At 70.4% G+C, this 22,488-nt stretch carries 19 protein-coding genes; 8 read left to right on the top strand and 11 right to left on the bottom strand.

Going from position 1 to position 22,488, the window contains the following annotated elements; genetic code table 11:
• The first annotated feature begins 2 nt into the window (after window positions 1–2).
• Window positions 3–854: an alpha/beta hydrolase family protein gene (locus tag F1734_RS20700; protein ID WP_203010993.1), complete on the top strand. Its 852-nt coding sequence runs from the start codon at window positions 3–5 to the stop codon at window positions 852–854.
• A gap of 3 nt (window positions 855–857) precedes the next feature.
• Here F1734_RS20700 and F1734_RS20695 read toward each other — a convergent pair whose 3' ends face one another.
• Window positions 858–2,870 carry a prolyl oligopeptidase family serine peptidase gene (locus tag F1734_RS20695; protein WP_203010992.1) on the bottom strand — a complete coding sequence of 671 codons (2,013 nt, stop codon included), beginning with the start codon at window positions 2,868–2,870 and terminating at the stop codon, window positions 858–860.
• 84 nt (window positions 2,871–2,954) lie between these two features.
• Between F1734_RS20695 and F1734_RS20690 the strand changes: the two genes are divergently transcribed.
• The gene (locus F1734_RS20690) at window positions 2,955–3,182 is read left to right on the top strand and encodes a hypothetical protein (protein WP_238423995.1); all 228 of its coding nucleotides are present in this window, start codon (window positions 2,955–2,957) and stop codon (window positions 3,180–3,182) included.
• On the opposite strand, the gene F1734_RS20685 is transcribed toward F1734_RS20690, so the two are convergent.
• Complete coding sequence (locus F1734_RS20685; protein WP_203011788.1) at window positions 3,177–4,070, bottom strand: IS5 family transposase; 894 nt, start codon at window positions 4,068–4,070, stop codon at window positions 3,177–3,179. The two genes, F1734_RS20690 and F1734_RS20685, sit on opposite strands and share 6 nt — an antisense overlap.
• 130 nt (window positions 4,071–4,200) lie before the next feature.
• Between F1734_RS20685 and F1734_RS20680 the strand changes: the two genes are divergently transcribed.
• From F1734_RS20680 to F1734_RS20655, 6 genes are all read left to right on the top strand, one after another.
• The gene (locus tag F1734_RS20680) at window positions 4,201–5,319 is read left to right on the top strand and encodes a wax ester/triacylglycerol synthase family O-acyltransferase (RefSeq protein WP_238423992.1); all 1,119 of its coding nucleotides are present in this window, start codon (window positions 4,201–4,203) and stop codon (window positions 5,317–5,319) included.
• 136 nt (window positions 5,320–5,455) lie between these two features.
• A complete protein-coding gene (locus tag F1734_RS20675) occupies window positions 5,456–6,295 on the top strand; it encodes an SDR family oxidoreductase (protein ID WP_017681257.1) in 840 nt (279 codons plus the stop codon).
• Between the two features lie 135 nt (window positions 6,296–6,430).
• Window positions 6,431–7,834 (top strand): dihydrolipoyl dehydrogenase, encoded by a 1,404-nt coding sequence (gene lpdA, locus F1734_RS20670; RefSeq protein WP_040270821.1) that lies wholly within the window; start codon window positions 6,431–6,433, stop codon window positions 7,832–7,834.
• A gap of 153 nt (window positions 7,835–7,987) precedes the next feature.
• Window positions 7,988–9,085, top strand: coding sequence for a ferredoxin reductase (locus F1734_RS20665; protein WP_026137882.1), 1,098 nt, complete (start codon window positions 7,988–7,990; stop codon window positions 9,083–9,085).
• 16 nt (window positions 9,086–9,101) lie between these two features.
• Window positions 9,102–10,505 carry a fatty acid desaturase family protein gene (locus tag F1734_RS20660; RefSeq protein ID WP_010592190.1) on the top strand — a complete coding sequence of 468 codons (1,404 nt, stop codon included), beginning with the start codon at window positions 9,102–9,104 and terminating at the stop codon, window positions 10,503–10,505.
• Between the two features lie 169 nt (window positions 10,506–10,674).
• On the top strand, window positions 10,675–11,568 hold the full coding sequence (locus F1734_RS20655) for a hypothetical protein (RefSeq protein WP_203010991.1): 894 nt from the start codon (window positions 10,675–10,677) through the stop codon (window positions 11,566–11,568).
• A gap of 53 nt (window positions 11,569–11,621) precedes the next feature.
• On the opposite strand, the gene atzF is transcribed toward F1734_RS20655, so the two are convergent.
• The 9 genes from atzF to urtB all read right to left on the bottom strand — a co-directional run bounded on the left by atzF (window position 11,622) and on the right by urtB (window position 22,469).
• The gene (gene atzF / locus F1734_RS20650; protein WP_064065801.1) at window positions 11,622–13,349 is read right to left on the bottom strand and encodes an allophanate hydrolase; all 1,728 of its coding nucleotides are present in this window, start codon (window positions 13,347–13,349) and stop codon (window positions 11,622–11,624) included.
• Window positions 13,346–16,891 (bottom strand): urea carboxylase, encoded by a 3,546-nt coding sequence (gene uca / locus F1734_RS20645; protein WP_420803915.1) that lies wholly within the window; start codon window positions 16,889–16,891, stop codon window positions 13,346–13,348. The genes atzF and uca overlap by 4 nt, the downstream gene beginning before the upstream one ends.
• Before the next feature lie 111 nt (window positions 16,892–17,002).
• The gene (locus F1734_RS20640) at window positions 17,003–17,698 is read right to left on the bottom strand and encodes a GntR family transcriptional regulator (RefSeq protein WP_029539848.1); all 696 of its coding nucleotides are present in this window, start codon (window positions 17,696–17,698) and stop codon (window positions 17,003–17,005) included.
• A gap of 70 nt (window positions 17,699–17,768) precedes the next feature.
• Window positions 17,769–18,299, bottom strand: a complete 531-nt coding sequence (locus F1734_RS20635; RefSeq protein WP_010592183.1) for a carboxymuconolactone decarboxylase family protein — start codon at window positions 18,297–18,299, stop codon at window positions 17,769–17,771.
• 5 nt (window positions 18,300–18,304) lie between these two features.
• Window positions 18,305–18,994: a GntR family transcriptional regulator gene (locus F1734_RS20630; protein ID WP_048772243.1), complete on the bottom strand. Its 690-nt coding sequence runs from the start codon at window positions 18,992–18,994 to the stop codon at window positions 18,305–18,307.
• Window positions 18,994–19,686 (bottom strand): urea ABC transporter ATP-binding subunit UrtE, encoded by a 693-nt coding sequence (gene urtE / locus F1734_RS20625; RefSeq protein ID WP_048772245.1) that lies wholly within the window; start codon window positions 19,684–19,686, stop codon window positions 18,994–18,996. The genes F1734_RS20630 and urtE overlap by 1 nt, the downstream gene beginning before the upstream one ends.
• Before the next feature lies 1 nt (window position 19,687).
• Window positions 19,688–20,470, bottom strand: coding sequence for an urea ABC transporter ATP-binding protein UrtD (urtD, locus tag F1734_RS20620; protein WP_010592180.1), 783 nt, complete (start codon window positions 20,468–20,470; stop codon window positions 19,688–19,690).
• A complete protein-coding gene (gene urtC / locus F1734_RS20615) occupies window positions 20,467–21,585 on the bottom strand; it encodes an urea ABC transporter permease subunit UrtC (protein ID WP_203010989.1) in 1,119 nt (372 codons plus the stop codon). The genes urtD and urtC overlap by 4 nt, the downstream gene beginning before the upstream one ends.
• Entirely contained in the window at window positions 21,585–22,469 is an 885-nt protein-coding gene (gene urtB, locus F1734_RS20610) for an urea ABC transporter permease subunit UrtB (protein ID WP_010592178.1), read from the bottom strand. The genes urtC and urtB overlap by 1 nt, the downstream gene beginning before the upstream one ends.
• Window positions 22,470–22,488 lie beyond the last annotated feature (19 nt).

Raw genomic sequence — 22,488 nt, 5'->3', positions numbered from 1 at the left:
CGGTGGAGACCGTACCGATCCAGCTGCCGGGCGGCACGACGACACCCGTTCGCCTGTTCCCCGGTCCGGAACAACCGGCCCGCATCGACGCGCCGCGGCCCGTGGTGGTGATCCTGCCCGGTCTCGGCATTCCGTCGGGCTACTACGAGCCCTTCGCCGACGCCCTGACCGCGCACGGGTTCGACGCCGCGCTCTGCGAGCTGCCCGGACAGGGCGACAGCCGGCCCCGCCCCGGACCCGACAGCGACTACGGCTACCAGGAGCTGGTGGCCGTCGACCTGCCGGCCATGCTGGAGGTGGTGCACGAGCGGTTCCTCGACTCCACCCCGTACCTGCTGGGGCATTCGATGGGCGGGCAGCTCGGGGCGCTCTATGCCGCCCGCAACCCCGGACGGCTCGGCGGGCTGGTCCTCGTCGCCGCGGGGACCCCGTACTACCGCCACCACGCGGGCATCCGCGGGCCGGGTCTGCTCCTCGGGTCCGCGGCGATGTCGATCACCGCGAGCATCGCCGGATTCTGGCCCGGCGACCGGCTCGACGTCGCCGGTTTCGGTCGCCAGTCCCGGCAGCTCATCTCGGACTGGGCGCGCCTGGCCCGGAGCGGGCGTTTCGAGCCCCGCGACGCCGACGTCGACTACGAGCAGCGGCTCGCCGAGCTGAGCCTGCCGGTCCTGTCCGTCACTGTCGAGGGCGACGACCTCACGCCGGTCGCCGCCGCCCGGCACCTGCTCGAGAAGATGCCGGGCGCGGACGTGACGACGTGGCACCAGTCCCGGCCGCTGGGGCACAACGGCTGGATTCGCGACAACGCGGACACCGTCGACCGCATCGCGGCCTGGTTGAAGGACCGGTGAGTTCTACCCGGACAGCATGCGTTCGAGGAACGTGAACGTCAGCGCCGCCTTGAAGGCGGCCTGGGCGTTGTCCGCGGCACCGCCGTGGCCGCCCTCGATGTTCTCGTAGTACCAGACCTCGTGGCCCTGTTCCTCGAGCCGCGCCACCATCTTCCGGGCGTGCCCGGGGTGCACCCGGTCGTCCCGCGTCGACGTGGTGATGAGGATCGGCGGGTACTTCGCGTCCGCGGCGGTGTTCTGGTACGGCGAGTACTCGCGCAGGTAGCCCCACTCGTCGGGGTTGTCGGGGTCGCCGTACTCGGCCATCCACGACGCTCCGGCGAGCAGCAGGTGGTAGCGCTTCATGTCGAGGAGCGGCACCTGGCACACGATCGTCCCGAACAGTTCGGGGTAGCGGGTGAGCATCACGCCCATGAGCAGGCCGCCGTTGCTCCCACCCTGGATGCCGAGACGATCGGCGGTGGTGATGCCCCGCGCGACCAGATCTCGTGCCACCGCGGCGAAGTCCTCGAACACCTTGTGCCGGTTCTCCTTCAGCGCCTGGGTGTGCCACTGCGGTCCGTACTCGCCGCCGCCGCGTATGTTGGCGATCACGTACGTGTACCCGCGTTCGAGCCACGCCAGGCCGACACCGCCGCTGTACGCCGGCACCATCGAGTTCTCGAATCCGCCGTAGCCGTACAGCAGGGTCGGAGCCGGGGACGAGGTGTCGCGGCCGACCACGAAGTACGGAATCCGGGTCCCGTCGTCCGAAGTGGCGAAATGCTGTGTGGCGGTGATGTTCTCGGCTTCGAAGAACGCCGGTGCCTGCTTGATCGACGCCAGCGGCCCGCCGACCGTGCCGGACAGCAGCGTCGCGGGCACGGTGAAACCGCTGGAGTTGAGGAAGAATTCGTCGCTCTCGAGCGGATCGACGTCGATCACGGAGGTGGTGGTCGCGGGCGGCACGTCGTCGACCGGCCGATCGGTCCACCCGTCCACGCCCGGGGTGAGCACCCGCACCTCGGTCTGCACGTCGCGCAGCACGACCGTCAGCAGGTGGTTGCGCGTCCAGGCGTACTGTTCCAGCGAGCTGTGCGCGTCCGGCGCGAACAGCACCGTCATCTCCCGGGAGCCGGCCAGGAAATCCGGGTAGTTCGCGGCCAGCAGGGTGCCCGCCGGATGTCCGAGCCACGGCGACCGGGTCCGGATCAGCAGGTGGTCGCGGTACACGGAGACCTTCGCATCGTCCGGGGCCTCGATCCGGACGAGTTCCCCGTCGGGCCGCAGTTCGAACCGGTGCGACGTGTAGAAGTCGATCGCGCGCTCGACGAAACTGCGCTCGAAACCCGTGCGGTCGTACCAGGCGGAGACGGCGACGTCGGATCTGTCGCCCTCGTACACCGTCTCGGCCTCCGCCAGCGGCGTACCGCGGCGCCAGCGCTTGGCCAGGCGCGGGTACCCGGAGTCGGTGAGCGAGCCGTCGCCGAAGTCGGTGCCGACGTACACGGTGTCCGCATCGATCCAGCCGATGTCGGTCTTCGCCTCCGGCACCGTGAAACTGTCCGGTCCGTCGACGAATTTCCGTGACTCCATGTCGAACTCGCGGATCACGGTGGCGTCGGCGCCGCCGCGTGACAGTCCGATCAGGGCCCGGGACTGGTCGGGTCGCAGCACCTGCGCCCCCGACCACACCCAGTTCTCGCCCTCCGCCTCGGCGACCGCGTCGAGGTCGACCAGCACGTCCCAGTCCGGTTCGTCGCGCAGGTACTGCTCCATGGTGGTCCGCCGCCACAGGCCGCGCACGTGCCGAGCGTCGCGCCAGTAGTTGTACAGATACTCACCGCGGCGCCGCGCGTACGGGATGCGCGCGTCGGTGTCGAGCACCTCCCGGATCCGGGACTGCAGCGTCCCGAACGCCTCCGTGCGGGTGTATTCGTCGACGGTGCGGTCGTTGTGCGCGCGCACCCACCCGAGCTGGTCGTCGCCGGTGACGTCCTCGAGCCAGAGGTGCGGGTCGTTCGTGTCGTCGGCCATAGGCAATTCTTACCCATCCGGCCCGGGACGACCCGGCGGGGACCGCGGGCGCGGCTCCCGCGCCGCGCCCGCCACACTGGCGGAATGCAGTTGCATCCCTCCGACGCCCTGCGGGACTGGCTCGACGACCGTGTCCGCAGCGACCAGTTCCTGCTGTTCTGTTTCGAAGGGGAAGCCGGCGACCCGGACACCCTGGTGACCGAGCTTCGGCATCGGGCGTCGGCCGTCCCCGAACTCCGGTTGCGCGCCGTGCCGGTGCCGGGTCGTCTGGACTATCCGTACTGGGCGGCGGGGCTAGGGCGTGTTTCATAAGCGGTCGGGCCGGAGCCACTGATTGATAGCCGCGATTCGGACGGTGGCGGTATAGCGGACCGCGAGTTTGTCGTATCTGGTTGCCACCGCGCGGTTCTGCTTGAGCTTGTTGATACCGCACTCGACAGCATGACGCTGCTTGTAGTGCTCGGTGTCGAACTCCGGCGGACGCCCACCGGACGACCCCTTCCGCTTCCGATGGGCGGCCTGATCGGACTTGACCGGAATGGTCGCGCGGATACCGCGTCTGCGCAGGTAGGCGCGGTTTCCGGTGCTGCTGTATGCCTTGTCGGCCAGCACACGATCCGGCCGGGTACGCGGCCGACCGCGGCCGGTCCGCGGCACACCGATCCCGTCGAGAACCGCGGTGAACTGCGGACTGTCCCCACTCTGACCGGCGGTGACCACGATCGACAACGGTTTGCGGCCCTGCTCGCAGGCCAGGTGGGTCTTGGTGGTCCACCCACCACGCGACCGTCCCAACGCGTGATCATCCGGTTCGGTCTCCACCCCGCCGGGTGGCTCGATCTGCTGATCGCCGTCCCCGCGGGCCCCGGCCGCATGCTGGTGGGCCCGCGCGATGGTCGAGTCGACGCTGACGTCCCACACGATCGCGCCGGCAGCGTCGGCGAGCGCCTGCAACGCCGTCAGGATCTGTGCCCACACTCCGCCGCGTTGCCAGCGACGGAACAGCCCGTACACCGTCTGCCACGGTCCGTACCGGGCCGGGATGTCCCGCCAGGGGGTACCCGTGCGGGTCCGCCACCGGATACCGTCGATGAGCTGGCGTTTCGTCCACTTCGGCGGGCGGCCCGCCTTCTTCCCTCGGGGCAGCAGCGGAGCCAACCGCGCCCACTGCGCGTCGGTCAGGTCTGCTCGCCCCGGCACCGCTACGCTGGGCACGAGGTCTCCGGTATTCAAGGTTTTGCTTGGTCGCTAAACCCAGATACCGGAGACCTCGCTCATTCAGTGGCAGCGACACACCTACCGTGTCCGAACTCCCTCACAGTGAGCACTTTTGAAACACGCCCTAGTCGGCGCCGACCGGTTCGTCGTGCACCGGCTGCCGGATCCGTCCTGGCCGGGAGTGCAGCGGGCCCTCGGTGAACTGCTCACCGACCGGCTCGACATCACGACCTCGCCGTGGCGAGTGCATCTGCTGGCCGGCGTGACGGGGGCGCCCCGCTGCGCCACAACCGCAACCGTTGTGGTGCTGCAGGTTTCGCACGCCTTCGCGGACGGGATGCGCGCCTCGGTCCTGGCCCGGGCGTTGCTGTCGGGTACGGGCCCGGCCGCCGACGGTACCCCGACGGGGCCGGAGGCGCCGTCGGTGCCGGCGATGCTGCTGCGTGCCGTGGCCCGGGTGCCGATCCAGCTGGGCGCACTGCTGGCGACGGGGGTACGCGCGGGCCGCGCCGAACGGGACCTGGCCGATCCGGCTGTCCCGCCGGCGGCCCCGGGATGTCCGCTGAGCGCCGTGAACACCGACCCCGGCCCGGGGCGTGCGGTGCGGACGATCGTGTGCTCCGCGACGGACCTGCGCACGGTGGGGACCGTGACCGTCGGTGCACTGACCGCGATCGCGTCCGCGCTCGGCGAGTTCCTCGGCGACTTCCCGGCCGACCGGCTCGGCGCGGAGGTGCCGGTCTCCGTCGCCCCGAACGGGACGGCGCGCAACTCCTACCGCAGCGCCGGTGTCCGGCTGTTCGCGCACGTGGACGATCCCCGGGAGCGTGCCGCGGCGATCGCCGCCGACCTGGCGCTGCGGCGACGACGGCTCGTGCATCCGGCCGTGGATCTCCGGGACCGTCCGTTCGCGCACCTTCCGGCGCCGCTGTTGCGGTTCGGGCTCGCCCGCGCCGACCTGGGTGCGGTGCCGCGAACCGTCACCGGCAACACGGTCGTGTCCAGCGTGTACCGCGGCGCGGACGACCTGGTGCTCGGCGGGGCCGCCGTGCGCTTCACCGCCGGTTTCCCGGGGTTGTCGCCTGTCATGGGCCTGACCCACGGCGTGCACGGAATCGGCGACGCGGTCACGTTGTCGATCACCACCAGTCCGCAGGTGATCGGGCTTGGGGAGCTGGACCGGTACGAGAGCTTGCTGCGCGGCGCCGTCGCGCGGCTCGCGCGCGCGTAGGGGGCGCCGTCGCGCGGCTCGCGCGCGTAGGACAGGCGCGCCCGGAGGCCCCGAGGTGGCGGGCGAGCAACTGCTTGGTTCGGGGTGGCTCCGGCGGTAGCGTGCCGGTCGGAACCGGATCGACGAGGGAGTGGCGATGGGCGTGTACGCGGTGACCGGGGCGGCGTCCGGCATGGGCGCGGCGAGCGCGGACCGGCTGCGGGCCGCGGGCCACACCGTGATCACCGTCGACCTGAAGGAGGCCGACGTCGTCGCCGACCTCTCGACCCCCGCGGGGCGGTCCGCGGCGGTGCGTCGAACCCTCGAGCGGGCCGGGAACCGGCTCGACGGTGCGGTGCTCGCGGCGGGTCTCGGCCCGGTGCCCGGCAAGGAGCACACCCTCGCCCAGGTCAACGTCCGGGGCGTGATCGAGTTGCTCGAAGGGTGGCGGCCGGCGCTCGCCGCGGCCGGAAACAGCAAGGTCGTGGTGTTCGGGTCGAATTCGACGACCACCACCCCGGCCGTGCCCATGTCGGCCGTGCGGGCGTTTCTCGCCGGCGACCTCGAGAAGGGGGTGCGGCGGGCGGGACGCATCAGGCCCGCGGCCGCCCCCTTCACCTACGCCGCGTCGAAGATCGCCGTCACCCACTGGGTGCGCCGGAACGCGGTGACCCCGGACTGGGCGGGGGCGGGGATCCGCCTGAACGTCCTCGCGCCGGGCGCGGTGTCGACCCCCCTCCTCGACACTCAGCTCGCGAGCCCGGAGGGCGATCGGGTCCGGAGTTTCCCCGTCCCGATCGGGGGGTTCGGTGAGCCGGACCGGATTGCCGAGTGGGTGGAGTTCATGCTGTCCCCGGCCGCCGACTTCCTCGTCGGCTCGGTCGTGGTGGTCGACGGCGGCAGCGAGGCGTGGTTCCGTGCCGTCGACTGGCCGCGACCGGTGCCGGTGCGGAAGGTGCTGCGGTACGTGCGGCGGATGCGGAGCTTCCGCCGCTGACCGGGGGCTGCGCCCGCCGCTTCCGCCACGTTCGGGCCCGTGTGCACGCCCGATTCGTGCCTGGTGCCGGGACTACCGGCGGGTAACCGGACCATCCGCAGACACGCCGGAGCGGCAGGTCTACGCTGTTTGTTCGTGACCTCACACTATGACGTCGTTGTCCTCGGAGCCGGTCCCGGTGGGTACGTCGCTGCTATCCGCGCGGCACAGCTGGGCCTGAGCACCGCCATCATCGAGAAGAAGTACTGGGGTGGTGTCTGCCTGAACGTGGGCTGCATTCCCTCCAAGGCGCTTCTCCGCAATGCCGAACTGGCGCATCTCTTCACGAAAGAGGCCAAGACGTTCGGCATGTCCGGGGACGTGTCCTTCGACTTCGGTGCGGCCCTGGACCGCAGCCGCAAGGTCGCGGACGGCCGCGTCAAGGGCGTGCACTTCCTGATGAAGAAGAACAAGATCACCGAATACGACGGTGCCGGCTCGTTCGTCGACGCCAACACCATCTCGGTCGAGCTCAACAAGGGCGGGACCGAGACGGTGACCTTCGACAACGCGATCATCGCGACCGGGTCGGTGACCAAGCTGCTGCCCGGCACGCAGCTGAGCGAGAACGTCGTCACCTACGAGGAGCAGATCCTCACCCGCGACCTGCCGGGCTCGATCCTGATCGTCGGCGCCGGTGCCATCGGCATGGAGTTCGGCTACGTGCTGAAGAACTACGGCGTGGACGTCACCATCGTCGAGTTCCTCGACCGGGCGCTGCCCAACGAGGACGCCGACATCTCCAAGGAGATCGCGAAGGCGTACAAGAAGCTCGGCGTGAAGATCATGACCGGGGCCGCGGTGCAGTCCATCGACGACGACGGCAACAAGGTGACCGTCGCGATCAAGGACAACAAGTCCGGCAACGTCGAGTCCGTGGTCGTCGACAAGGTCATGCAGTCCGTCGGGTTCGCCCCGCGGGTGGAGGGCTTCGGCCTCGAGAACACCGGTGTCGAGCTCACCGACCGGGGCGCCATCGCCATCGACGACGTGATGCGCACCAACGTGCCGCACATCTACGCCATCGGCGACGTCACCGCCAAGCTCATGCTCGCGCACGTCGCAGAGGCGATGGGCGTGGTCGCGGCCGAGACCATCGGCGGCGCCGAGACCCTCACCTTCGACGACTACCGGATGATGCCGCGTGCGACGTTCTGCCAGCCGCAGGTCGCCAGCTTCGGACTGACCGAGCAGCAGGCGCGCGACGAGGGTTACGACGTCAAGGTCGCCACCTTCCCCTTCACCGCGAACGGCAAGGCCCACGGCCTCGGCGATCCCAACGGCTTCGTCAAGCTGATCGCCGACAACAAGCACGGAGAGCTGCTCGGCGGCCACCTGATCGGCCCCGACGTCTCCGAACTCCTGCCCGAGCTGACCCTCGCGCAGAAGTGGGACCTGACGGTCAACGAACTGGCCCGCAACGTCCACACCCACCCGACGCTGAGCGAGGCGCTGCAGGAGGCCATCCATGGCCTCGCAGGCCACATGATCAACTTCTGATCCCGGCGCGTCGAAGATCCTCCGCGCGGGCAGATCCCCGTTCGGATGTACCGGCCTCAGCCCGCGGTGACCGAAACGTCGCCGCGGGCTGTCGTCGTCTCGGGCAACGACGAAACCTGATTGGATACCCGTGACGCGGGGTACCTTGTCGGCATGGCAGAACGGGGTGCGCGTCCCAGGGTGCATCCGGTGCGCAGAATGATGTTGCGCGCCGTCCGACACCTTTTCACTCCTCTCCGGCCCGACGACTACCTCGAGATGATCAATCCCCTGTGGACCACGAGGGAGTTGCGGGGCCGGGTCGAGCGGGTGGTACCGGAAGGTCCCGACGCGGCGTCCGTGCTCATCCGTCCCGCCTACGAGTGGCGCGGACACCGCCCCGGCCAATACGTACGACTGGGCGTGATCATCGACGGCGTCTACCACTGGCGTGCCTACTCGCTGACCTCCGATCCCGATCCCGAGGACGGGCTCATCAGCGTCACCCCGAAGGTGGTCGAGACCGGCGTGGTCTCGCCGCACCTGGTGCGCCGCATCCAGCCCGGCGACGTGGTGCGGCTCGGCGAGGTCGAGGGCGTGTTCACCCTGCCCGATCCACTGCCTGCGAAGATGCTGTTCGTCAGTGCCGGCAGCGGTATCACCCCCATCATGAGCATGCTGCGCAGCCTGGACCACCGCGACCGCCTCGACGACGTCGTTCTGGTGCACTCGGCGCGCACCGCCGACGAGGTCATCTTCGCTTCCACGTTGCGTGACCTCGAGGCACGCCGGTCCGGGTTCCGGCTGGTGCTGCGGCTCACCGCGGAGCAGGGCCGCATGACGCCGGCCGATCTGGACGAGCTGTGCCCCGACTGGCGGGAGCGGGAGGCGTTCTGCTCCGGCCCCGGCGACATGCTCGACGCATTCGTCGAGCACTGGAACGACCACGGTGATCCGAAAAAACTCCACATGGAGCGTTTCCAGCCGATCATCGGCGGGAATGCGGGATCGGGTGAAGGCGGCACGGTCCACTTCCTCGACAGCGAGGCCGACGTCGAATGCGACGGCGGCACGCCGATCCTGGTGGCGGGCGAGAAGGCGGGTCTGCAGCTTCCGTACGGATGCCGGATCGGGATCTGCCATACCTGCGTGGGCACGCTGCGCTCCGGCAAGGTGCGGGACCTGCGCACGGACGAGGTCGCCGAACCCGTCGGCGCTGCGGTCCGCACCTGCATCCACACCGCCGAAGGCGACATCGAAATCGAGCTGTGAACGGAAGGAACGCGAGATGACGACGGAGATCGAGAGTCCACTCGCGCATCTGAGCGAGGAAACGCTGGACGCGTTGGCGAAGGAGTTCGACGCCATCCACGACAGGGTCTACTCCGAGCTGGGGGAGCGGGACCGTCGCTACATCAAGACCGTGATCGCGACGCAGCGACAGCTCGCCGTCGCCGGCCGTGCGCTGCTCCTGGGTTCGGCGTCGAAGTCGGCCTGGGTCGCGGGCACGGCATGCCTCGGCATGGCCAAGATTCTCGAGAACATGGAGATCGGCCACAACGTCATGCACGGGCAGTGGGACTGGATGAACGATCCGGACATCCATTCGTCGGTGTGGGACTGGGACACCGCCTCGACCGCGGCGGGCTGGAAGCACTCCCACAACTACATCCACCACACCTTCACGAACATCCGCGGCAAGGACAAGGATCTCGGGTACGAGATCATGCGGATCGATCCGCACCAGAAGTGGCACCCGGTCTACCTGGCCCAGCCGTTCTACAACGTGCTGCTCATGGCGTTTTTCGAGTGGGGTGTGGCGCTGCACGACCTCGACCTCGATGCGTTGTGGGCGGGAGAGAAGACGCCGGGGCAGGTGCTCGAGGAGCTGAAGGGCATCGCGGGCAAGGCGCGGCGGCAGTTCGTCAAGGACTACGTGGGTTGGCCCCTGGTCTCGGCCGGCGCGTTCGCGGCCGCGGCGCTGCTGTCGGGAGGGCGGATCCCGCAGCCGCGGACCTCTCGCATCGGACGCCGGCTGCGCGGACTCGGCCGTCTCGGGCGCGGCGGTGCCGCCCCGCGGGCCGACGCCGTCGCCGACGTGCTCGACAAGGTCCTGCCGGGCGTGGAGAAGACGTTCCTGGCCACCCTGGCGGCGGACTTCACCGCCAACATCATCCGCAACGTGTGGTCGCACGCGATCATCTTCTGCGGGCACTTCCCGGACCAGACGTACACCTTCAGCCGGAAGGAGGTGGAGAACGAGAGCCGCGGCGGATGGTACGTCCGCCAGCTGGTCGGCGCGGCCAACATCGAGGGCAGTCCGCTGTTCCACGTCATCAGCGGAAACCTCGGCTACCAGGTCGAACACCACCTCTACCCCGACATGCCGAGCACCCGGTACTCCGAGGTGGCGCCCGCGGTGAAGGACATCTGCGAGCGGTACGGGCTGCCGTACAACACCGGACCCCTGTCGAAGCAGTGGGGCACCGTGCACCGGACGATCCTGCGCCTCGCGTTCCCCGGCGGCAAGCCGCGACCGAAGCCCGGTCCGTACCACAGCGCGGACGATCCGTCGCGCAAGACGGCGCCGAGCGAGGCGGCCCGCTTCCGCAGCCGGCTGCCGGCAGACCACCCGGCCGCCGGTCCGGAGCACGAGCACGGTGGCGTGGAGGTCGAGCCGCCGCCGCGCTGACGATCGCGGATTCGCGCGCCCCTTCGGAATCCGCTCACGTCGTGGCGTGAGCGGATTCCGAAACGCCGTGGGAATCCCGGTTATCCACAGGCTGCGGCTTCATCCCCAGATGTGCCGGTCCGCGCAAAGTCGAGCCGCGGCCGCCCGAGCGGTGCGTCGCCCTCCTTGCATGACCGATCCCATCGCCGTGACGAGACAGGACCTCCTGACGCAAGGCGTGCCGGACGACCGGATCCGGGCGGCGCTGCGTGCCGGAGACCTCGTTGCGCTGAAACCCGGCGTCTATCTGCGCCGCACCGACGTCGCGTCCCTCGACGACGTGAGCCGCCACCGGGTCCTGGCGCGGCACTTCGCCGCGGCTCTCCGCCCCGGGGAGGCACTCAGCCACGTGTCTGCCGCCGTCCTGCTCGGCCTGGACGTGTGGAACGTCGACCTGCGCCGGGTGCACGTCTCGCGGGCATCCGCAAGCGGGCGCAGGGCCACGTACCTCCACGTGCACGGGACCGACTGGCGCGACGGCGACGTCGTCGCAGTCGACGGCGTCCACGTCACCTCGGTGGCGCGCACCATCGTCGACCTCGCGCGGTCGTTGCCGCTCGACGAGGCCGTCGTCGCCGGGGACTCCGGCCTGCGCGCCGAACCGTCCGCGCGGGAACGCCTGCCGGATGTTCTCACCGCCGCCCGCCACCGCACCGGGGTGTCCCGGGCGGCCGCCGCGGTGCGTCTGCTCGACGGGCGCAGCGAGAGTGTCGGAGAGTCGTTGTCTCGCCTGCGGATGACGCGATGCGGCCTGCCGCGGCCCGAACTGCAACACGAGGTCGTGGCTCGGGACGGGCGTCGCTACCGGGTGGACTTCTTCTGGGAAACCCCGGGCGTCGTCGGCGAGTTCGACGGCGCCGGAAAGTACTCCGACCGACGCGACCTCGTGGCCGAGAAGCACCGCGAGGACGCGCTGCGCGATCTCGGCCTCGAGGTCGTCCGGTGGACGTGGGCGGACCTGGAGCGGTTCGACCTCGTCGCCGAGAGATTCGCCCGGGCCGTCGATCGGAAATCGAAGCGGTGAACCGGAATCCGCCCACGCCGTGGCGTGGGCAGATTCCGAAGTAGCGCACCGATTCAGCGCGTCCGGTAGGCCACCCAGCCGCCGAACTCGGTGATGTCGACGGCGTCCGCCGCGGCGTCGTGCGTGCAACCGAAACCGACGACCCAGCGCCCGTCCGAGAGTTCGACGCTGGTGAGCGTCATCGGAGCGGGCAGTGCGGCTAGGAACCGGCCGAGTCCCGCCTCGGAGACCCGGAAGAGCTCGCCGGCGATCGGCGCGCCCCGGCCCGCGCCGTGCCGGACGAGACCGGGCTTCGGGGGAGTGGTCCTCAGCGCCGTCAGCCGGTACGCGTCGGAGGTGCGGACCTCGTCGACGAACCGGGCACCGATCTGCTCCAGTTGGACGTGCAACGGCTGGCCGCGCAGGTGCGCCCCGAACACCGCCAGCTCCACCCCGCCCGAGACGAACTTCGGCGTGGGGACACCCGTCAGCCGGGCCGCGAGATCGACAGCGACCTGATCGGCGAAGGCCGGCACGACGAACATCACCCCGAAGGGACGATCCTCGGCGGTCGGTGCACCCGGTACCGCGACGGCCGCCATGTCGAGCAGATTGCAGAAGTTCGTGAACGTGCCCATCCGCCGGTTGATCCCGATCGGGTCGGACTGCACCGCCGCGATCGTCGGGTGCTCGGTGGTGGTGGGCAGCAACAGCCCGTCGAACCCGTCCAGCAGGCCCGCCGCGAACGCCTTGGCGCGGGTCAGCGTGTCGAGGTCGGCCACCAGCTCGTGCGCCGCCGGGTGCTCCGCGGCCGCGACGATCGCCGCGACCGTCGGATCGGCTCCGGCGGGGTTCGTCGCCAGGAACTCGCCGACGGCCGCATACCGCTGGGCGACGACGGCGCCGTCGTAGAGCAGTGTCGCGGCCTCCAGGAGCGGGGTGACGTCGACCTCGGTCACCTCCATCCCGGCGTCGCGCGCCGCGCCGACGGTGCGCGCGAATGCGTCCCGGTAGTCGTCGCACAGCGCGACGAGATTCCCGGCGCGCGGAACCGCGACCCGCGGCGACGCGGGCGCCGCGAACGGTACGTCGGCCGGCCACGTCCGGCTGCGCGGGTCGCGCGGTTCCGGCCCGGCCATGACCGCCGCGGCGGTCGCCGCCAGGTCGAGCGACGTGGCGAACACCGTGAGGCAGTCGTAGTCCACGCATGCCGGCACCACGCCGTGGGCGGGGATCACGCCCAGCGTGGCCTTGATCCCCACCAGACCCTGCAGCGCGGCCGGGACGCGGCCGGAACCCGCGGTGTCGGTACCGATCCCGATGTCCGCGATGCCGAGCGCGACCGCCGTCGCCGAACCCGAACTCGAGCCGCCCGACACCCGTTCCGGATCCCAGGAGCAGCGCACCGCGCCGTACGGGCTGCGGGTGCCGACGAGACCGGTGGCGAACTGGTCGAGATTGGTCTTGCCCAGGATCACCGCGCCGGCGTCGACGAGCCGCGCGACGCCCGCCGCGGTATCGGTGGGGGTGTACGCGAATTCGGGACAGCCCGCCGTGGTCGGCATCCCGGCGACGTCCACGTTGTCCTTCACCGCCACGAGCAGGCCTGCGAGCGGCAGGTGCTCGCCCGCCGCGACGCGCGCGTCCACGGCGTCGGCGTCGGCGAGCACCTCGGCGGCAGGCCGCAGCGCGATCCACACCTCGGGCCGGTCGACGTCGTCGATCCGGCGCAGCGCCGCCTCCGCTCGCGCCCGGCTCGATGTCGATGCAGCCGAGAGTTCCTGTTCCACAACGATGCTCATGCTGCTCCGATCACGAGAAGGGGAGTGCCGGGGGCGACCTTCGCGCCCGGCCCGACGAGGACTTTCAGGACGATCCCGTCCACGGCGGCCGGCACCGGCATCTCGAGCTTCATGGCCTCGAGGATGACGGCGGTGTCGTCGGCGCCGACCTGTTGGCCCTCCGCCACCTCGACCCGCCACACGTTGCCGACCATGGGGGCTTCGACGACGACCGATCCCGCCGGCATCCCGGCGAGCGGGTCGACGGCCTCGGTGACCTCTGCCGGTGTCGTCTCGGCCCGGTCGAACTCACCGGCCGCGTGCCATGCCTGCTTCTCGGTCTCGAACGCCGCGGCCTGACGCTCGTGGAACGCGTCGATGGACTCGGCATTGTCCGCCAGGAACCGCAGATGGTCGGCGAGGGCGAACGTACCCTCCGAGACGTCGGCGTCGAACCGGCCCGCCAGGGACGCGGCGCGGTACTCGAGCAGCTGTTCCGGGCTCACCGGTTCCCATACGATCCGGTCGAAGAAGCGGAACAGCCACGGCTTGCCGTCCTCGAACGGCCCGGACTGCCGGTATCCGGACCAGATCGGTACCGTCCGCCCGATCAACTGGTAGCCGCCGGGGGACTCCATCCCGTAGACGCACAGGTACTTGCCGCCGATGCCCACGGCGTCCGACGGGGTCCACGTGCGTGCCGGGTTGTATTTCGTCGTCACGAGCCGGTGCCGGGGGTCGAGCGGGACGGCCAGCGGCGCACCGAGGTACACGTCGCCGAGACCGAGGACGAGGTACTCGGCGTCGAACACCGTGTCCCGGACCTGCTCGACCGAGTCGAGTCCGTTGATGCGCCGGATGAACTCGGTGTTCGACGGCAGCCACGGCGCCGAGTCGCGCACACCGCTGTGGTAGCGGGAGATCGCCTCGGCGATCGACGGGTCGTCGAACGAGAGCGGCAACCGGACGGTGCGGCTGGGCACCACCAGATCGTGCGTGGCCGGCAGTTCCGTCTCGAGGTCCTGCAGGGCCCCGAGCAGGCGGTGCTGGGGCAGCACGTCCGGGTCGAAATGCACGTGCAGCGAGCGCACCCCGGGCGTGACGTCGACGATCCCCGACAGGCGCAGCGCCGCGAGCGCCTCGGACAGGGCGTGCACCCGCATCCGCAACCCCAGGTCGAGCACCATGTCGCCGTACTCGACGAGGATGTTGTCGTCGCCGCCGCGCAGGTACCCCACCTCGGGACGGTCCAGGAAAGCCGGGGTACCGGCCAGCCGGCCGCCGTCGAGCGCGGCGGGCCGCGCCACTGGCGGGACGTCGAGGGCGCGGGTGGCGGCGCCGCGCAGCTCGACCGCGGCCTCGTCGGTCACGGGGACGAACCGCACCGAATCCCCGGGCCGGATCTGCCCCATCTTCCAGCGGTGACCGGAGACGACCGTGAGCGGGCAGGCGAACCCGCCCAGGCTCGGACCGTCCGGGCCGAGCAGGATCGGGGTGTCGCCCGAGACGTTGAGCGCGCCCACCGAATAGGGGTTGTCGTGCAGGTTCGACGGGTGCAGCCCGGCCTCGCCGCCGTCCGTCCGCGACCAGGTGGGCTTCGGGCCGTCCAGACGGATGCCGGTGCGGTTCGCGTGGGACTGCACCGTCCACGTGGTGTCGTAGAACTGGGCCAGGTCGTCCTCGGTGAAGTAGGCCGGTGCGGGCTGCGGACCCTCGGTGACGGCGAGATGCCACGTGTGGGTGAACTCCGGCCGGCGGTCCACGGGTACCGGTGCCGGGGAGGCAAGCGCGCGGGACTCGGCCACACCGAGCACGTCGCCCGTGGCCACGGCCCTGCCGGTGAGGCCCCCGAAGCCGCCGAGTGTGAACGTCGAAGCGCTGCCGTGGTAGAGCGGGGCGTCGAGACCGCCACGCACCGCGACGTAGGTGCGCAGGCCCTGCTCGGCCGGCGATCCGACGTCGAGCACGCCGCCGGCCGGCACCTCCAGGGGCTCCCACATCGGCACGGGGGTCCCGTCGACGGTGACCACGACCGGGGCACCGGTGACGCACACGAGCGTCGGGTCGGAGAACTCGAGGCGCGGGCCCTGCAACGTGCACTCCAGCGCCGGTGCCCCCTCCGGATTGCCGACCGCGCCGTTCGCGGCGCGCATCGACAGGTCGTCCATCGGACCCGACGGCGGAATGCCGACCGCCCACAACCCGATCCGGCCGGGGAAGTCCTGCACCGTGGTCATGGTGCCCGCGCGCAGCACGTCGATGCGGTGGCCCGTCGCCCGTACCTCCCGCAGCGTCGCGGTGGTGTGGGCGGCCCCGAGCACCTGCTCCGCCGTGCAGATGCGCCGCAGCTGCGGCAGATTCGTCTGCACGCCGTACAGGTGCGTGTCGTCGAGCGCCTCGGCGAGCGCCGCGAACGCGGTGCGGCGGGACTCGCCGCGCACGATGATCTTGGCGAGCATCGGGTCGTAGAACGAACTCACCTCGGTGCCGGTGTCCACCCACGTCTCGACGCGGGTGTGGGCCGGGAACTCGACGGCGGTGAGCAGTCCGGCGCTGGGCCGGTAGTCGTGCCCCGGGTCCTCCGCGTACACGCGCGCCTCCACGGCGTGACCGAGGATGCGGGGCCCGCTGTCGGGCAGGGCGTCGAGCATCTCGGTCTCGCCCCGGCCGAGCCGCAGCATCCACTCCACCAGGTCCACGCCCGTGACCTCCTCGGTGACCGGATGCTCCACCTGCAGACGGGTGTTCATCTCGAGGAACGAGGCCTCACCGCGTTCGACGTCGTACACGAACTCCACGGTGCCGGCGGAGCGGTAGCTCACCGACGACGCGAGCCGGCGCGACGACGCGAGCAGTTCCTCGACGACCGCGTCGGGCAGGTTCGGGGCGGGCGCCTCCTCGACGACCTTCTGGTTGCGTCGCTGCAACGAGCAGTCGCGCGTACCGAGGCTGATCGTGCGGCCGCGACCGTCGCCGAACACCTGCACCTCGAGGTGGCGGGCGTGGGCGACGAACCGTTCGAGGAACACCCCCGACGAGGAGAAGTGTGCGGACGCGAGACGCTGCACCCGCTCGTACGCGTCCCGCAGTTCGCCCGGAGTGTGGCAGGCCTGCATCCCGATGCCGCCCCCGCCGCCGACGGCCTTGAGCATCACGGGGTAACCGACGGTGTCGGCGGCCGCGAGGGCGGCGTCGACGGACCCGAGCAGGCCGCTGCCCTCGACGAGCGGGACGCCGACGGCGCGTGCCGCCTCTCGCGCGGTGTGCTTGTCGCCGAAGACCCGCAGCTGCCCGGGGGTGGGCCCGATGAACGCGATGCCCGCCTTCTCGCAGGCGTCCGCGAATTCGGCGTTCTCCGAGAGGAATCCGTAGCCGGGATGGACCGCGCCGGCGCCCGCCGACAGGGCCGCCTCGATCACCAGATCCGCCCGGAGATACGACTGCGCTGCCGGGGCCGGGCCGAGACGCACGGCCATGTCCGCCATCTCGACGTGCGCGGCGGACGCGTCCGCATCCGAGTACACGGCGACGGTCTTCAGCCCCAGCGCATGCGCCGAACGCATGATGCGGCAAGCGATCTCGCCGCGGTTGGCGACGAGCAGGGTGTCGAAAGCGAACGTCACGACAGGCTCCTTCGGTGACGGGGAAGGGGAAGGTATGGGGCGGAACAGACCTCAGTGAGCGAACGACATCGCCGACACGGCGCGGGTCACCCGGTCGAGCACCACCGCGAGGGATTCGCCGATGTGCCGGTGCAGCAGCCGGTGGGCGAGTTCGAGTTCGTCGCCGAGGACGGCATCGACGATGGCGAGATGTTCGGCGATCGACGTCTCGATCCGGCTGTTGACCATGAAGTCGTACATCCGCACGTGCCGGATCCGGGAGTTGACCGACTCGAGCGAGCCGGCCAGTTCCGCATTGCCCGACGCGGCTATCAAGGCCATGTGGAACTCCTCGTCGAGCACCACGAAACCCGGTTCCTGCTGCGGCGGGTCGGCGGACAGACGCAACCATCGTTCGCGCTCGGCGGTGAGGGCGACGCGGTCGTGCCGCACATCGGGATTGTCGATCGCGCGCGCAATGCCCTGCAGTTCGAGGGTGATCCGCAGCTCGTAGAGGTCACGGACGCGGGGAATGCTCACCGGGACCGGCGAGAATCCGAACTCCTCGCGGCGCAACAGCCCGTCCGCGCACAGCATCGCGAGCGCCTCCCGGACCGGGGTGCGGGAGATCCCGAACCGCGCGGACAGTTTCGGCTCGGTCAGCCGCTCGCCGACGCGGATCGAACCGTTCATCAGCTCGGTGCGCAGTTCCCGGTACACGCGCGTCCGCAGCGGTTGCGCCGTGGCTGTATCCGTACGTGTCGACATAGCTGTATACGCTATGGACGTCGTGTTTCGCCGAGATTGCCCGCGGTAAAGCGACGGTTAGGAAGAGCTCTCAGAAGTCCCGCTCGAGGCGCAGCACGCCGATGGTGGTGGCCAGTCCGTCGTATTGCGCTACGAGCAGGCAGAATTCGATCATCCGACGGTCGTCGAGGTGAGCGGCCAGCGCCGCCCACGTCTCGTCGCCGAGGTCTCCGGTGGCGATCAACTCGTCGACGGCTGTGAGCATCGCCCGGTGCCGCGGGCTCCAGCCGGGCGCGCCGGGTCCGTCGAGGATACGCTGCAGGATCTCGGGGGTGATGCCGGCGCGACGGCCGAGCCGGGTGTGGTGGTCCATCTCGTAGCCGCACTCGCGTAGGTGCGCCACCCGCAGGATGACCAGTTCGGATTCGAACCGGGGCAACCGCCCGAACGGCATGAGCTTGCCGGAGTAGTGCAGCCAGCCGCGGAACAGGCCGCCGGTGCGGCCCAGGGTGCTGAACAGGTGCGCGTCCTTCGTTCCCGCCGCGGTCGAGAGCACGCGCCAGACCGCCCAGTTGAGCGGGCCGAGTTCCTTGAACCGTCCGGGCCGGATGCGAGGCGACATGCCGGTCAGTCTCGCACGGCACGCGCCAATCGGGCCATCGTCCGGGCCTGCTCGGCGCGCTGCACCACCACCGCCCGTGAGGTGTCGATGTGGGCGAGGAGCTGGTCGTGGGCGTCCTCGAGACGGCCGGCGAGCACCGCCTCCGCCACACCGATGTGTTCGTCGACGGTCGCCGCGATCCGGTCGTGCGTCAGGTAGTCGAACATGCGCACGGGCCGGACCTTCGCGTTCACGGCAGCCAGCGCGTCGCACAGGGCCGGGTTGCCGGCGGCGGCCAGCAATGCCAGGTGGAACTGTTCGTCGAGGACGACGAAGCCCGCATCCGGTTCGGGGAGGTCGCGCCGCAGCGCGTACCACCGGTCGAGCTCGGCGCCGAGCACGTCCGGATCGTGGCGGATCGAGTGATCGGCCAGCGCGCGGCGGATGCCGCGCAGCTCCAACGTGGTCCGCAGCTCGTACAGGTCGGCGAGGTCGTCGAAGCGCGGCCGGTACGGGAACAGCCCCTGCTCGCGCCGCTCGACCAGACCGTCGGACACCAGCCGCGCCAGCGCCTCCCGTACCGGCGTTCGGGAGACCCCGTACTGCTCGGCGAGCCGTTCCTCGCCGAGCCGTGTGTCCGGCGGCAGAACGCCCGTCATCAGATCCGAACGCAGCGCCCGGTAGACCCGATCACGCCGCGTGCCGCCGGCGCTCATCAGATCGCCATGGCCGCGCGGACGGTGCCTGCGGCATCGGTCCCGCCGTCGCCGCTGGCGGTGATGCGTCCGGATTCGAGGACGTAGTACCGCTGCGCCGCCTGCAGGGCGAAACCGATGTGCTGCTCGACGAGCAGCACCCCGAGGTCGCCGCGCCGGCTGAGTTCGACGACGGTGCTTTCGATCTCGGCGACGACCGACGGCTGGATCCCCTCGGTGGGTTCGTCGAGGATGAGCATGCGGGGCTCGGTGATCAGGGCGCGGGCGATCGCGAGCTGCTGGCGCTGGCCTCCGGAGAGCAGACCGGCGCGCCGGTCCAGCAGTGGCACGAGGGCGGGGAACAGCTCGAGCATGTCGGCGACGAGCTGCTTGCCGCGCTTGCGTCCGTCGGCGACGACCTGCAGGTTCTCGGCGCAGGTGAGCTGCGCGAAGGACTGCTGGCCCTGGGGGACGTAGGCCAGGCCGCGGGCGACGCGCGCGGCCGGCCGCAGCGAGGTGATGTCCGCACCGTCGAGGAGGATCCGGCCGAAGGTGGTGGGCAGCAGGCCGACGGCGGCGCGCAGCAGGGTGGTCTTTCCGGCTCCGTTGTGACCCATGACGGCGACGACCCCGTCGGCGGGGACGGTGAGGGTGGCCCCGTGGATGATCTCGGTGCGGCCGTAACCGGTCCGCACGTCGACGAGCTCGAGCATCTCACGCCTCCTGTACTGCAGTGGCGGTCCCGAGGTAGACCTCCTGGACCTGCGGGTTGTTCTGCACCTGTTCGACGGTGCCGTCGGCGATCACCCTGCCGCGGGCCAGGACGGTGACGGAGGTGGCGAAGGCGCGCATGAAGTCCATGTCGTGTTCGACGACGACGACGGTGCGCTGCGCCCCGATCCGGCGCAGCAACTGCCCCGTCTCCTCGCGTTCGTCGTGGCTCATCCCGGCGACCGGCTCGTCGAGCAGCAGCACGTCGGAGTTCTGGACGAGCAGCATGCCGATCTCGAGCCACTGCTTCTGCCCGTGGGCGAGGATGCCGGCGGGCACGTCGCGCAGGCCGGTCAGGCCGATCGTCTCGAGGGCTTCCTCGATCTGCGGCAGCACGGTCGTGCGGCGGCGCAGCAGCGACCACGGGGAGCGGCCGGAGCCGGCGGCGATGTCGAGGTTCTGCAGCACCGTGAGTTGCTCGAACACCGACGCGGTCTGGAAGGTGCGGCCCACCCCGAGGCGGGCGATCTTGTGCACCTTCTTGCCGAGCAGTTCGATGCCGGACTTGGTGACCGACCCGGTGGCCGGCACCAGGCCGGTGACGGCGTCGACGAGGGTGGTCTTGCCGGCGCCGTTGGGGCCGATGAGGAAGCGCAGGTCGCCCTGCAACAGGGTCAGGTCCACGCCGTCGACTGCGGTGAAGCCGTCGAAGCTGACGCGCAGGTCGCGGATCTCGAGGTACTCGCTGGACATGCCGGCGTTGCCGCCGTAGTGGGGTTCGGTCATCTCGCCGGCTCCATCGTCGTGGTCGGTTCGGGAATCGGGCGCGCCGGGCCGGTGCGGGTGCGTCGCCGGCGCAACGTCGCCAGCCCGGCGAGGCCCGCGGGGAAGAACCCGATGACGACGATGAACAGCAGGCCCTGCGCGTAGGTCCACGCGGACGGGAAGCTCTCCGACAGGGCGGTCTGGGCCCACGCGACGCCGATGGCGCCGAGGACCGGGCCGAGCAGGGTCGTGCGTCCGCCGATGGCGACGCCGATGAGGAAGGCGAGGGAGGGGACGATGCCGACGTCGGCGGGGGAGATGATGCCGACGATGGGCACGAACAGCGCCCCGGCGATGCCCGCGAAGAAGGCCGCTGTGGCGTAGGCGACGACCTTGACGTCGGCGGGGTCGTAGCCGAGGAAACGGACCCGCTCCTCCTGGTCGCGCACGGCCACGAGCAGTTCGCCGTAGCGGGAGAACATCAACTGCCGGGTGAGCGCGACGACGGCGAGCAGGACACCCGCGGCGACGAAGAACAGCATGCGCTTGTTGGCCGGGTCGGCGAGGGACAGGCCGAAGAAGCTGCGAAAGCGGTTGAGCCCGTTCGATCCTCCGATCGACTGCTGGCCGATCAGCAGGATCGCGAAGGCGGCGGTCAGGGCCTGGGACAGGATCGCGAAGTAGGCACCCTTGACGCGGCGCTTGAACACGCCGAGCCCGAGCAGCACCGCGACCAGGGCGGGCAGCACGAGGATCGCGGCGATCGTCACCAGCGGAGAGGCGAACGGCGCCCAGTAGCCGGGCAATTCGCGGATACCGGCGATCTGCATGAAGTCCGGGACGGTGTCGCCGCGCAGCCCGGCGTCGGCGATCTTCAGGTGCATCGCCATGAGGTAGGCGCCGAGGCCGAAGAAGACGCCCTGGCCGAGGGTGAGCATGCCGCCGCGGCCCCACGCGAGACCGATCCCGACGGCGACGATCGCGAAACACAGGAACTTCGCGAGCAGGTTCAGACGGAAGTCCGACAGCACGGCGGGGGCGAGGGCGAACAGAACGAGTGCGGCGAGGGCGAACCCGGCCCACGTGCGGGCCGGGCCGGGCCGGGTGAGCGCCGGAAGACGTGTCGGGGCAGGCATCAGACCAGGCTCCTTGTCTTGACCGCGAACAGGCCCTGCGGCCGGACCTGCAGGAAGATCACGATGAGCACGAAGACGATCACCTTCGCGATCGATGCGGTGGTGGAGTATTCGATGAACGAGTTGAGCAGGCCGAGTGCGACCGCCGCGATGACGGCACCCTCGATCCGTCCGAGGCCGCCGATGACGACCACCAGGAACGCATCGATCAGGTAGGACTGGCCGATGGTGGGGCTCGTGGAGCCGATCAGGGTCAGCGCCACGCCGGCCAGGCCGGCCAGGCCGGAGCCGAGGAAGAACGTGGTGATATCGGTGCGCCGCGACGAGATGCCCACCGTCTCGGCGAGGTCGCGGTTCTGCACGACGGCCCGGATGCGTCGGCCCATCGGGGTGAACTTCATCGCCGCGATCAGGATCGCCACGCACACCACGGCCAGCGCGAGGATGAACAGCCGGGTCCTGGGCACCACCGCCCCGAGGATCTCCACGCCACCGGAGAGCCACTGCGGCGCAACCACGTTGACGGCCGGTGCGCCGAAGATGTCGCGGGCGGCCTGTTGCAGCAACAGGCCCACGCCGAAGGTCACCAGCAGGGTGTCGAGCGGGCGGTGGTACATGCGGCGGATGAGGGTGACCTCGAGCAGCACCCCCATCACGCCGCCGACCAGGAAACCGACGAGCAGCGACACCAGCAGGGACACCCCGGCGGCCGAGACCACCTGCTGCACCACGTACGCGGTGTAGGAGCCGGCCATGATGAACTCGCCGTGGGCCATGTTGATCACGCCCATCTGCCCGAACGTCAGCGACAGGCCCAGCGCCGCCAGCAGCAGGATCGAACCGATGCTCAGTCCCGTGAACAGCTGTCCTACAACGACATCCATGTCGCCTCCCTTCTCGTCG

It is taken from the genome of Rhodococcus ruber, assembly GCF_016804345.1.
GTDB classification, from domain to species: domain Bacteria; phylum Actinomycetota; class Actinomycetes; order Mycobacteriales; family Mycobacteriaceae; genus Rhodococcus; species Rhodococcus ruber.
This window is presented reverse-complemented; position numbering and strand designations above follow the sequence as displayed.